Source organism: Aquimarina hainanensis (genome assembly GCF_042684685.1).
GTDB classification, from domain to species: domain Bacteria; phylum Bacteroidota; class Bacteroidia; order Flavobacteriales; family Flavobacteriaceae; genus Aquimarina; species Aquimarina hainanensis.
This window is the reverse complement of sequence record NZ_JBHULX010000001.1, coordinates 580,644-593,387: the sequence shown is the minus strand read 5'-3', so window position 1 is coordinate 593,387 and position 12,744 is coordinate 580,644. Positions and strand designations below refer to the sequence as shown.

Here is a 12,744-nt window from a genome sequence, read left to right as displayed (position 1 = left end):
TCTTTCAGCCACTTAGGTCACATAAGGTTTTTTACCTGAAGAGAGACTTTTTCTTGTAACAAGTTTTTTTCAGTCTTATTCGTTAAGTTTTCAAAAGCTTCGCTTGTTACTACAAAGAAGTTTGATTTCCCCATTAAATCTACCAATCCTGAGTTATACATAATATCCCTAGTGGGACCTATGGCTCCTGCAATTAGAAATCGAATATTCTGACCTTGTAGATCTTTTATTATAGTTTTTAAAGTATGTATTGCACTACTGTCTATATAATTAATCGCTTCGGCATTCAAGATAACAGCCTTGATAGTCTCTTCCTTCTTTCTTATTTGTTTATAAAGTTCATTCTTGAAATAGTCTTTATTACCAAAGTATAATTGGGCATCAAATCTTATAATTAAAATGGAATTGCTTATCTCAACATCATTTCTGAAGCGATCAATATTTTTAAAATAATTCGTTTCTTTTATTCTTCCTAAAATTGCGAAATGGGGCTTAGAACTCCTATAGACTAATAACAAAAGAGAAAGTAAGATTCCCAAAAGCATTCCTTCTTTGAGCCCAACAATTAAAGTTATTACGAATGTGATTACTAACAATAAAAACTCATCTTTTCCATTTTTAAATAACCGAATTGGATATCTTACATCAATTAATCCAAATACCGCTACCATAATGATAGCAGCTAAAACAGAATTAGGTAAAAAGTAAAACAAAGGAGTCAAAAACAGTAAGGTAAGCCCAACAATTGCAGCACTTACAATAGATGCTATTCCAGTTTTTGCTCCAGCTTGATCATTTACAGCTGTTCTAGAGAAACCACCGGTTATAGGATAAGATTGAAAAAAAGCGCCTATTATATTTGCCCCACCCAATGCTAGAAGTTCCTGATTAGAATCTATTTCATATTCTGTATGGTTTTCTTCAACTGCTTTAGCAACTGATATTGATTCCATAAAAGAAATAAGTGCAAGAGTAATTGCTATCGAGCTTAACTCATTGATCCTTGAAAAATCAATAGTAGGCAGACTAAAACCAGGTAGTCCTTTAGGGACAACTCCTATAACCTTAACTCCAAACTCATTTAGATCAAAAATATAAACACTAAAAACCCCTAAAACAACTACGATTAATGCTCCTGGAATTTTCCTGTTCACACTTTTGATCTTTTTCATTATAATCATTGCCAAAATACCTATTGTCAGCGTTATAAGATTTGTGTCTTCTATGGTATTTAAAGTATTTTTGAGAAGTATATGAACTTGATTGCTCATTTTAATACTTGTCCCTAATAGATGCTTTAACTGGCTGAGTCCAATAATAATGGCTGCAGCTGATGTAAACCCACTTATTACGGGCTTCGATAGTAAATTGACTAGAAACCCCATTCTAAGTAAACCCAGAAAAAATTGAATACTACCCATAAACAAGGTTAAGAAGATTGCCATAGAAATATATTCATCCATACCTGAAAGGGATAAGGCACTTAATCCGGAAGCAACTAAAAGTGAATCCATAGCAACTGGACCAACAGCTAATTGTCTGGAAGTACCCATAATCGCGTAAACTAGCTGGGGAATAAGAGATGCGTATAAACCAAAAACAGGCGGTAATCCAGCAATCATTGCGTAAGCCATACCTTGAGGAACCAGCATAATGCCAACAGTAATACCTGCTGAAATATCTCCTATTAGATAAGTCTTTTTATAGTTTGGAAACCATTCAAGAATAGGAAATAAATTTCGTAGCATACTGATGAATTTAGAGAATCAAAAATATTTAGTTCTAAATTCAACCTCAGTAACACTGGTTACATATCCCTATAAATCTAAAACTTTTAGATAATTTCTATGCAGTTCTATTTTTCCTATTTTCTCTAACTTTTTAAGCAATCGTGAAACAACAACCCGAGAACTATGGAGTTCGTATGCAATCCCTTGATGGGTATTATAAATTATATTGTCATTTGTGATTCTGGATTTTTCCTTTAAATAGTTAATTAAACGTTGATCCATTTTATCAAAGGCTATACTATCTAAAGTATGAAGGAGTTCATTCAACCTGTTATGATAACTTTCAAAAACAAAATTTCTCCACGATTTATATTTTGAAGTCCAGATTTCCATTTTTTGGATGGGAATCATAATAAGTTTTGTGTCTGTTTCTGCTATAGCCCTAATCTCACTTTTGGTTTGTCCCATACAGCAAGTCATCGTCATAGAACAGGTCTCTCCCTTTTCAAGATAGTACAGTAAAAGTTCATCTCCATTTTTATCTTCTCGTAGTACTTTAATAGCTCCGGAAACTAGTAAAGGCATCCCTTTCACATAAGATCCAATTTCCATTAGTTTAAAGCCCGCAGGAACTTCTTTAAATGTCCCTACCTGAATGATTTCATTGATTAGTATTCCTTCAAAAAGGTGACCGTAGTTATCTTTTAGCTCTTGAATCATGACTTGTGGTTTCTTACTTTTTTTGCCAGTTTCTTATCATATTTAAAAAAGAAACTAGCCCAAATAGATTTAGAGACTGCACCAATATAAGGCATTAAAGCTATTAAAACCATAACAATAGCTATAAATATCCCTAACGGGCTTAATTGGAGTCCAAAAATTACGGATAAGATATATACCGCCACAGCTATTGCAATACCAACTCCATATGAAACATACATAGATCCATAATAAAAACTAGGCTCTAAACTATATTTTAATTCACATTTAGGACACTTTTCTTTGACCTTGTTCAATTTTCTTAGATTATAAGGATGTGATTCTAGAAAGTGCCCTTCCTGGCATCTTGGACATTTTAAAAATAAAATATTATATAGTTTATTCCCTTTTAAAAGCATTCTGTTTTTTATAGTAAAATTAGATTATCATAAATTCTCATTTAGTAACATAGGTTACATAGAGAGTTTTTTGATAAAATAGTTCAGTAATTATAAAGGAGTTTTAAGATATACATAAAAGAACTTTTTATCAAACGCCATTTTTATTTTTATTTACTAGGCAATTACATTAATCTCAATAGTAGTTGCTTCTCCTATTTTAGGGAGGAATTTCAGTATTCATTGTTGATTTTAAAAAAAGAAAAGAATTAAGAAGGGCTAATATTTTTGCACTAGCCCTTCACCCTATGTTATTCGATAAAATGGTTATTAAGCCAAAACCTAATATGTTAAATTTAAGAAAATTAAAAACAAATAAAAAGAGCTATTGTAAAAAAATAGCTCTTTTTAACAAATGTAAATATTGATAGATAGAAGAATAAATAATTCTACTATGTCCACTTCTTAAATATACAAATAACATCGAAGAAACGCATGTTTTTATGGCTAAACCGTAAAAAAATTGATTTTTACTTGTTCTTTTATGTGAGAACATTTTTTATTTAATCCATAGTTTATTTAAGTATTCATCTTTTAAAATTAAAAAATAGAGAGGAAAAAGAAAGAGCTAATAAATTAGCTCTTACCTAGTAATATTTAGTTAAAATAATTGAGTACTACCCCGTAACGACTCAATTACTTCTTAAAAGTAAGAAATGTTATATAAACTAAAAAGAACTGTTTTCTAAAAAAACAGTTCTTATATTGTTTGTAAATTTAAGTATCTATAATAAAGCAACTTAATGGGGACAAATTACTTTATTTGATTATTCACTTTGCAAAAATATAATAAATATTTTTAAAAACATTTATTTACGGTTAAACCATAAAAAATTAGTTTGCGCTTGTTCTTTTATGTGAGAACATTTTTTATTTAATCTATAGTTTATTTAAGTATTCATCTTTTAAAATTAAAAAATAGAGAGGAAAAAGAAAGAGCTAATATAATTAGCTCTTTAACTATAGTAGTCAAGACTTGATCTGACGATTTTAATAAAATAATTAGACAAGGTGGCTTAAATTTTCACAGCTATATATAACTCTACCATGAAGCTCAATTTTGCCACAATCGTATCTTTTTAGTATTCAATCCTGATTGGCATAGGGTTACTATCGTATGGACCATTTCTTACAAAAACTTCTCCTTCAAAATAGTTTTTTCCATTTTCTATATAAAAAAAAGCATCTGACTTTGATGGTATTTTATAGATTAATTCTGTAGCTTCGGTATTTATATCTTCATACCTCTGGTCATATTCTGCATATGCACCAAAAGAGAGAGTATATTCTTTCTGACTGTCCTTGAACACTAAAAAAGAAGTTGTTCTTGGATTACTCAAACCATCTGCCGGGAGTATGCCCGGTTTTATATCATAACGAAAATTATTTCCTTTTAGAATCAGTGTTTCTCCTTCTAAAAATATTTCTTTATTTATAGACTCAACAACTGGTGTTTGTCGCTCAAGAACAATAATGTCTTTTTCAAAATAAGAACTTAGTCCATTATCATAGTGTACAGATAAAAAATAGCTTCCTACTGGTGTAGTTTCTGGTATCGTAAATACTATTTCATTATTAGTAGATATTTCATGACCTAGAATAAAAGATTCTGAAAAGTCTCTATTATCTAATGTAATTTTTTGAATACCGTTTTTGGTTATATCTGCCGTGATTATGCTACTGGTATTCTGAAAATACAAATAATCAGTAATAGGCTTTGTTTCTCCTTCACTATATGAACTTATAAGGGTATATGACGTATTAGGATACCCTTGACTTATTTGATTAAAAACATCACTTCGAACCAAAAACTTTTCACTATGAATTTGACCACTGGTTTTATTTTTAATCTGTAATACATAATCACCTTCCCCTAAAGCTGGAGTTTTAACATATATTCTTTGTAATCTACTTTCTATACCAGTCCAGCCATGAGCAGTAGTTTCGACTTTACTTAAGCTTACTGGATTATTTTGCTGTTCACCAGATAAAATTATTTCCCAGTTCCCTATATTTTCATCAAAATCAATAGCTAAAAAAGTAATCTCTCGTTCATTAATAGCTGGAAGCAAAACATCTTTTTCAAACTCCAAAAACCGAAAAACAGGAGATATATGCTCATCATCACTGCTACAAGAAAATGTTAATACGGTTAAAAATAAAGTGGCTGCTAATATTATTTTTTTCATAGTTTTTAATTTAGATTACTACATCTTAATTATTAATGTTACTAAACTTAGATTTGTTTCTGTTTTTATGATAATCCTACTTTATTATCATAGAAAAAAGGGCAAAAAGTTTACTTCTCTAAAAAAACAGCGCGAAAGTAAAAAAATAGTTTTACTCAAATTAATCTATAAGTATTGTTTATAAAATACAAAAAAACAACTGCATAATAATTATTAACTGAAACCCCTTAATATTTGCCATCAGAACCTCTTTTATTTTATACCTTCAAATAATTAATTTCGTACCCTGTTTTTAATTCTTAATTATCCAGGGGGATAAAATGGAAGATTTGACTAATACTTTGATAAAAACAATTCCTATGGGTTTCCCATAATCAACTACGTATCTTTGAAGAATATTTTTTTAAAGTACTATCAAAACTATTAGTATACTCAGCATTAGAATATTTCTTACATTTTTTGCTTATCATAACACTTACTCTAAAAGAATAAACAAGAGGTTTTTCTTCTAAAAAACTCCTGTTTTTTTAAAAGGGACATACACACTATAAGTACAATTTATTGGCTACACTACCTATAGTCAGCAGATACAAATTACAAAACAAAACAGTCACCTCAACCTTGGAACTATTCTGAAATATGACCACACAATTCTTTTAAATTAAATCTACATTTTAAAAACACTGCTTGACCTGAGATGGATTTTGTGTGTTAATATAGCTAAGAGTACACACCGTATTGGTAATTACAGAAAATCATGCATTTTTGCACTTTCCTTTAAAAAAACATCGTACTGTTTCTTATCTAAATCCAAAAATCGTTCTACTTCCCATATCTGGAATACTTCTTCTTGAATAAGCTCTATATCCTTTACCGATTTATTGGGGGAGTATAATCTAAATCTTCTTCTAAAATATGATACATATTTACATAAAACAGTACCTATCCCGGAAGCTTTTCTAAAAACCACTATATAGGGTATATCTTCTTCAATATTTTCATAGAACTCAACTAAATGGGTACATAATGCAAGATTTCTACGCTCAGTACATCCAAAATCAACAGTATCCTGCTCTCTCTCTACTTCAAAAGCATATCCTCTAAACACATCTGCTACATTCATTCTTGATAAACTATCTAAATAAGAAACTTTAAAATAATTATCTAAATAGATATCTGCATAATCCCCTGTTAATACATACACATTATTTCTTTCTATATTATCTGGGTTAAATACAAGCGCATCCATAAAACTTCTTGTAAGATATCTCATTTGAGCTTTACCTAAATCATCTTCTAAACGTTGTATCTTAATACTGGCATTTATATAATCCCTAAACAATTCATTAAATTCATCTAGTTGCTGATCAGGGTCCGGAAAAAAATCTTCAGGGAGGTTATAGTAATCCGTAATTGTTCTTCGATTATAAATCTTGATCTCTTTTTGCTTGTAGAGACTATAAATCCCCTGTCGGGTCATACGCAATGCTTTTGCCAATCGATTGATACCACCTTTACGATTTAATCTATTCTCCAAGATGTAATCTTTTAGAATCTTACCGTGATGATATTTTTCTGATGGATTTTGTTTGCTCATCCCTATACCTCTATAAAAGTTGGACAAAATTGTCTCAACAAAGTTACTAAATTCAAATAAAATGTAAAATAATTAGTTTACATTTGTTCAACCCCTTTGATTTTAAAAGGATAAATATGTTTATTATCAAGACATTTTTTACTATAATCAATAGTCTTATTTGCAATCAATGCATTGAAAATATTGAAAGCAGTGTAAATGTATGTAAAAAACCTTTAAACTTTATATAAAATGTAAAAACAATTAGTTTACAAAATACACATCTAAATTAAAACTCATGAAAGACTACAAGTATTGTATTAAGGAAAAATTAGCCGAACTACCTGTAGCTAAGTACAGAGCTACCAAGCAGCAGATTATTATAGGCTTAAAAAAAACAGCCAGAACATTTAACCGCTATTGTAACTTATTAACAGATGACCATACGGATATTCCTGCTCAGGACCTAGATATGATAGCTTCTCATTTAGAATGCACAGCTGATGAACTGAAAAACTATAAAGTAAACAAATCTACAGTCATGTATAAAATCAAACGTAGATCGAGAAAAGTAGTATAACCTTTAAACAACTCTTTTTACTCAAACATAGCAATAGTATATTTCTATCTCCCTCCTACATTGCTATCAAATCTATTGTTACTACTATATTGCTATAAAGAAACTACTAGTTACATTTCTTATCATTATTGATACTCCTTTAATACTCTTAAAAGTATGAGTATAAATATTGCCTGTTATAGGCACAGAATTGTCATGCCTTTACATCACTACTTTTTAAAAACAAGTATGATCATTTAAAAAAACACCTATGATCAATAAACAGCATATTTTAAAGAAAACCCATTATGGGTTAAAAATCTTCTCCTATATCCTTCGGCAATATTATCCGAAAGAAACGGTCCTGCGTATAGGTGGAAATCAATGCAAACCAACCTATAATCCATTTGCCAAACACCATAGAAAAACATTACAGATTACTATTGTGCATCATTGCGCAACTTATATTGATCTAGAAGACACTACTTGTAAAGGAGATCCATTTGATTTTGCTCAATTGTATTTTAATACAGATACTGAAAATAGAATTATTATTAAAGATCAATGATACTTTACATCTAAACTTAGAAACAAAGCTATCGGATTATAAATTACGACAAACATACATTCAGAAATATCTGGATATGATTCCTGATACTAAATGGGAACCAAGGTTTAGTTACTTTTCTAAAAACCTGTATAATCTTATTCCTACTAAAACCATTGGATTATTACAAGTATATCGGATGCTTACAGATATCTCCCGTAAGCATCGTACTACACACTTACGAAAACTCTCTTCCGAAAAAGAACAAAAAGAGTATAAAAAGAAACACTTTGATTATGTTACTTTTTCTGGTGTATTTACCAAACGTAACAATAATGCCTTGCAAACACATTCTAAACTATTAACTATTGACATTGATGATATCCCAAACACTACAGAATTAACAGATATCAGAAAAACATTATTAAAAGACCCTTATTTTTCTTCTCAGCTATTATTCATCTCTCCTGGAGGAAATGGACTAAAATGGATTATTAAAATAGCATTGGATGAAGTTTCACATACTGAATATTTTCAGGCAGTGAGCAACTACATAAAACAAACTTATAACATTCATATAGATACTTCAGGTAGCGATGTCTGCAGAGCTTGCTTATTACCCTATGACCCTAACCCCTTTATCCACCAAAAATATATAAGTGATGTTAAAATTTGATCCTAAAAAATACTTGTCATCAGAAAATCAAAAGGAAAAAGCACAAAATTCACAAGGTGCTATACCTGCTTTGAAAATCGATGATTATGAAAAAGTAAAAGAAGTAGTCTTATTATTAGAAAGTACAGGTATCGATATTACTGGAAATTATGGAAATTGGATTAAAATCGGATTTGCCTTTGCAGATGCATTTGGAAATATGGGAGAAGAATTATTTTTAAGTGTCAGTAGTAATTATCCAAAATATGATGCTACCATCGCTCGAAAACAATACCAAAAATGTTTACAAAGTAATAACTCCGGAGTTTCATTAGGCACTTTTTTCCATTTGGCAAAGTCGGCAGGAGTAACACCCTCTCAAACCAAAACAAAGGTTGTTGCTTTATCAACTTCCAAACCTAAAATGATAACTCCTGAAGATGAAGCCCTGCAAATACCAGAATCGCCTTTACCAGGAATCCCTGCAGCAATTTATAAGCTACTACCTAAGTTTTTTAAACAGGTAACTAAACATGCAATCACAGATCAGGAAAAAGATGTATTGTTATTGGGAAGTTTAACAGCAATAAGCGCTTGTTTACCCAATGTCTGTGGAATGTATGATAACAGTATAGTATATCCCAACTTGTTTTTGTTTGTCACCGCACCCGCTTCTTCTGGTAAAGGAAAAATTAACCTGTGCAGAAAATTGGTATACCCCATTCACAAACATAAAAGGGATAGTACCAATGCTCAAAAAGAACAGTATCAAATAGAAATCGGTGAGTATTTAGACATTAAAAAAAATAAAAAGGAACAAAGACCACTAAAACCTGAACAACCCAGAGAACAACTATTATTTATCCCCGCCAATAGCAGTGCCACGGGAGCTTTTGAATTATTAGCAAATAATGATGGAAAGGGACTTATATTTGAAACCGAAGGGGATACACTTGCTCAAGCATTTAAAAGCGAACATGGTAATTATAGTGATGGATTTAGAAAAGCGTTCCATCATGAACCAATAAGTTATTATAGGCGTAGTGCTAATGAATATGTAGATATTCAAAAGCCACAACTATCTGCTGTGCTTTCTGGTACTATAGACCAGGTATTATCTTTAATGCCGGATGCAGAAAACGGGCTATTTAGTCGGTTTATTTTTTTTGAAATGCAACGACAAAAAAAGTGGAGAAATGTATTTCCCCTAGATAATAAGCAATCTCTAGATAAGACCTTTAATGACTTAGGTAATAAATACCTCCAATACTATCAATCCTTAGAAGGTTTTGGAAGCCAGATCAGGATTCTTTTAAAACCTCAACAGATAGAGCTATTCAATGCTTTTTTTAGCAAACAATATGATAAATTCCTGTTCTTGCAAAAAACAGACCTAGAAGCTTCATTACTAAGACTGGGATTAATATGCTATCGAATCATATTAATCTTTACAACTATACGGTCATTGGAAAACGCTACACTTTCCAGTATCTTATATTCCCAAGATATTGACATAAAAAATGCTATTGCCATTGTGGAGAAGTTACTGGTGCATACACAAAAAGTATATCGTTATTTACCCGAAAAGAAAAAACTACACTCAAAAGGTAAAAGCAAAAAAGAAAGCTTACTGGATGGATTACCAAATACTTTTACTACTCAGAAATATAAAAGCATAGCACTACAGCTTCAAATTCCTGAAAAAACTGCTGAACGTTACATCAATCAATTCCTGAGAAAAGAATATCTAAAGAGGGTTGGTCACGGTCAGTATATACACCTACTAAAAAAAGAAGAAAAGTTTATTTAATTTCTTAAAAACCTCATGTGATACAATGTGAGGTTTTGGTTCATTTCTTATTCAACAATTAATCTAAGTTATTATAATTTTAAAAGGGATGCAGTAATTTACATTTATCCTACTATATGAAATGCATTTTTTTGCTATTTAGATTCAAATAAATGTGTATTATTATACATCATGATAGTATTAAAATGTATAATATAGAACTATAATCGATACCTAATAATTTATAGAGGTGTTTCTAATGATTGTATTTATAATAAAACCACCTATACAAGATGAAATATCTAGAATTTCAACTTACCTCTTGTGACTTTAAAAAACACAGCTCTTTCCTATAAGAAAAAGTTACAACTCTTTCCTATAAGGAAAAGTTACAGCTCTCTCCTATAGAGAAAAGTTACAACTCTCTCCTATAAGGAAAAGTTACAACTCTCTCCTATAAGGAAAAGTTACAGCTCTTTCCTATAAGGAAAAGTTACAACTCTCTCCTATAGAGAAAAGTTACAACTCTCTCCTATAAGGAAAAGTTACAACTCTCTCCTATAAGGAAAAGTTACAACTCTCTCCTATAAGGAAAAGTTACAGCTCTCTCCTATAAGGAAAAGTTACAGCTCTTTCCTATAAGGAAAAGTTACAGCTCTCTCCTATAAGGAAAAGTTACAGCTCTTTCCTATAGAGAAAAGTTACAACTCTCTCCTATAAGGAAAAGTTACAGCTCTTTCCTATAGAGAAAAGTTACAACTCTCTCCTATAAGGAAAAGTTACAGCTCTTTCCTATAAGGAAGACTTAGTAATTCCCTCCACAAAAATAAATATAACTATACCACAAAGAAATGATTAATTCTACCAAGCCCGTAAATCAATAATTTTAAACCCCAAATAAAGCTGTTTTTAGAAAACAAAAAACTATCAAGGGTTTTGTATTGGAAGCAGAACCAAACCTCTTAAAAGAGCTTAAAATGAGTTTTATAGCATAGTATACGCCTAGTCTACCATACCATTTTGAACCATATTTCCTGAATTCCTGATAAAGCAAGCATAAAATGAGATTAGGCTTGAAAATTATTTCTGCACCTTTTTTACTACGGTTTTCCTATGATTAATTTACAGGGGGGATAAATTGGAATATCCTGTTATTAATGGCTTAAGAGGGAATTTATATTTTCTTTAACATTTCTTTTACACAACGATAGCGTATCGATTTCAAATACTCATATAGCTTTTTAACTTGGAGATATCAATTGTTTTTCTGAAATTTCCAATATATTCATCATACTTCCCTAGCATTAGCACATCTATTTTTAAAAATTATTTCATCATAAAACAATAGATAGATCGCCTATAATATTTATAATTCTAGGAAACTTCATAAACATAAAAAATTATGAGAAGAGAATCCGTAATCAGAAAAAAAAGACCTTCAGTCAAATCTTCTCCAGAAGAAGAAATTAATCAAGAAATAATAATTTATTCCAAGGAACTTTTAAAATCTCCTATTGTAAAAAGTGTAGCTATTGTAGCTGCTTTATACGGAGTGTTATTTATCTCAAAATATATAATCAGAGAATATGCTCAAGTAGTTGCTGCAACAAAAAAACTACGAGACGCACATAGATTATGAATTGAATCGAAAATTGTAAATTTTTAGTTCTGTTTATAGCTTTACTATGTAAAGAAAAATAGCAAAACTAAACAACAGATTTATCCTCTTATAAATAGTTAGATAAACAAAAAAGAACCCTAATTGATAAGTTACCTCGAATTTGACTCTTAGAAATTAAGGTTTTGGAACACCAGATCAATAGCAAATACATATTAATAGGTCAGGAAAATTTAAAGAATTTTAAAGTCATCTGTACTCAGATAGCTCAAAAGTAATTTTCCGAATTCAGCAATTATAAAAACAACTCAGAAAAATTAGTAAAATTATATCAAAGCATGTATCTTGCCAAGAAAGGGGGCTCTTGATATATGTTTCTGTAATAATCTTTAGCGTTAACGGGATTATTATTCTTTTTTAATTTAGTTATCCCCCTTTTTATTATTTACTTACAACAGATCGGAAAAATTTAGATTGTTATCATATAATTCGGCTACTTTAAAAACAAGATAAAAAACCTGTAAAACAGACACATAAAAAACACCAACTAAAATCAAGCAATAGCACTCCGAGTATTAATAGTAATACCATTATCATTATAGATTTGATTAACCGTTTCTCTTTGAGAATAATCAAATTCCGAATCATATGCATTAAATATTGAGATTAGGTGTAAGTCAAGATAGATTTCACTGTTTTTATTATCAATTATTTTGTTTACCACTAATTCCTTTTCTATAGTAGAAAGCCAATCATCAATATTTTTTTCAATACCAAAGCATGGAAACAATAAGGACTTATTTTGTTGCTGTGCGCAACTGGTTGTGGAACAATAAAATCAAAAAAAACAAATAATTTATATATCAACTTCATTATCTAATAATTTCTAATTGGTCTCTTGCTTTGGGGTATATTTATTTAATT

11 protein-coding genes are annotated in these 12,744 nt (G+C 30.3%); 5 read left to right on the top strand and 6 right to left on the bottom strand.

The features are described from left to right. Positions 1-17: 17 nt before the first annotated feature. The 5 genes from ACFSTE_RS02650 to ACFSTE_RS02630 form a co-directional block, all read right to left on the bottom strand. The gene (locus tag ACFSTE_RS02650; protein ID WP_378258387.1) at positions 18-1,748 is read right to left on the bottom strand and encodes a SulP family inorganic anion transporter; all 1,731 of its coding nucleotides are present in this window, start codon (positions 1,746-1,748) and stop codon (positions 18-20) included. Between the two features lie 69 nt (positions 1,749-1,817). Next, positions 1,818-2,450 carry a Crp/Fnr family transcriptional regulator gene (locus ACFSTE_RS02645; protein WP_378258385.1) on the bottom strand — a complete coding sequence of 211 codons (633 nt, stop codon included), beginning with the start codon at positions 2,448-2,450 and terminating at the stop codon, positions 1,818-1,820. Next, positions 2,447-2,746, bottom strand: a complete 300-nt coding sequence (locus ACFSTE_RS02640) for a DUF983 domain-containing protein (protein ID WP_378258383.1) — start codon at positions 2,744-2,746, stop codon at positions 2,447-2,449. The genes ACFSTE_RS02645 and ACFSTE_RS02640 overlap by 4 nt, the downstream gene beginning before the upstream one ends. Positions 2,747-3,966: 1,220 nt before the next feature. Continuing rightward, positions 3,967-5,076: a hypothetical protein gene (locus ACFSTE_RS02635; RefSeq protein WP_378258381.1), complete on the bottom strand. Its 1,110-nt coding sequence runs from the start codon at positions 5,074-5,076 to the stop codon at positions 3,967-3,969. A 745-nt stretch (positions 5,077-5,821) separates the two neighbouring features. Beyond that, positions 5,822-6,673 (bottom strand): hypothetical protein, encoded by an 852-nt coding sequence (locus ACFSTE_RS02630; RefSeq protein ID WP_378258379.1) that lies wholly within the window; start codon positions 6,671-6,673, stop codon positions 5,822-5,824. 277 nt (positions 6,674-6,950) lie between these two features. Here ACFSTE_RS02630 and ACFSTE_RS02625 point away from each other — a divergent pair, with 277 nt between their 5' ends. From ACFSTE_RS02625 to ACFSTE_RS02605, 5 genes are all read left to right on the top strand, one after another. Then, positions 6,951-7,232 carry a hypothetical protein gene (locus ACFSTE_RS02625; protein WP_378258378.1) on the top strand — a complete coding sequence of 94 codons (282 nt, stop codon included), beginning with the start codon at positions 6,951-6,953 and terminating at the stop codon, positions 7,230-7,232. A 250-nt stretch (positions 7,233-7,482) separates the two neighbouring features. Then, entirely contained in the window at positions 7,483-7,779 is a 297-nt protein-coding gene (locus tag ACFSTE_RS02620; protein ID WP_378258376.1) for a hypothetical protein, read from the top strand. Positions 7,780-7,855: 76 nt separating this feature from the next. Next, positions 7,856-8,434: a BT4734/BF3469 family protein gene (locus ACFSTE_RS02615; RefSeq protein ID WP_378297937.1), complete on the top strand. Its 579-nt coding sequence runs from the start codon at positions 7,856-7,858 to the stop codon at positions 8,432-8,434. Then, positions 8,421-10,223, top strand: coding sequence for a DUF3987 domain-containing protein (locus ACFSTE_RS02610; protein WP_378258372.1), 1,803 nt, complete (start codon positions 8,421-8,423; stop codon positions 10,221-10,223). The genes ACFSTE_RS02615 and ACFSTE_RS02610 overlap by 14 nt, the downstream gene beginning before the upstream one ends. Before the next feature lie 1,381 nt (positions 10,224-11,604). Further along, positions 11,605-11,841 carry a hypothetical protein gene (locus ACFSTE_RS02605; protein WP_378258370.1) on the top strand — a complete coding sequence of 79 codons (237 nt, stop codon included), beginning with the start codon at positions 11,605-11,607 and terminating at the stop codon, positions 11,839-11,841. A gap of 532 nt (positions 11,842-12,373) precedes the next feature. Here the strand turns inward: ACFSTE_RS02605 and ACFSTE_RS02600 are convergent. Continuing rightward, on the bottom strand, positions 12,374-12,610 hold the full coding sequence (locus ACFSTE_RS02600; RefSeq protein WP_378258368.1) for a hypothetical protein: 237 nt from the start codon (positions 12,608-12,610) through the stop codon (positions 12,374-12,376). Positions 12,611-12,744: the final 134 nt, after the last annotated feature.

Coding starts and splice junctions, on each gene's coding strand:
- ACFSTE_RS02645 (WP_378258385.1), bottom strand. CDS start 2,450: ATGATTCAAGAGCTAAAAGATAACTACGGTCACCTTTTTGAAGGAATA.
- ACFSTE_RS02635 (WP_378258381.1), bottom strand. CDS start 5,076: ATGAAAAAAATAATATTAGCAGCCACTTTATTTTTAACCGTATTAACA.
- ACFSTE_RS02625 (WP_378258378.1), top strand. CDS start 6,951: ATGAAAGACTACAAGTATTGTATTAAGGAAAAATTAGCCGAACTACCT.
- ACFSTE_RS02620 (WP_378258376.1), top strand. CDS start 7,483: ATGATCAATAAACAGCATATTTTAAAGAAAACCCATTATGGGTTAAAA.
- ACFSTE_RS02610 (WP_378258372.1), top strand. CDS start 8,421: ATGTTAAAATTTGATCCTAAAAAATACTTGTCATCAGAAAATCAAAAG.
- ACFSTE_RS02615 (WP_378297937.1), top strand. CDS start 7,856: ATGATTCCTGATACTAAATGGGAACCAAGGTTTAGTTACTTTTCTAAA.
- ACFSTE_RS02605 (WP_378258370.1), top strand. CDS start 11,605: ATGAGAAGAGAATCCGTAATCAGAAAAAAAAGACCTTCAGTCAAATCT.
- ACFSTE_RS02630 (WP_378258379.1), bottom strand. CDS start 6,673: ATGAGCAAACAAAATCCATCAGAAAAATATCATCACGGTAAGATTCTA.
- ACFSTE_RS02650 (WP_378258387.1), bottom strand. CDS start 1,748: ATGCTACGAAATTTATTTCCTATTCTTGAATGGTTTCCAAACTATAAA.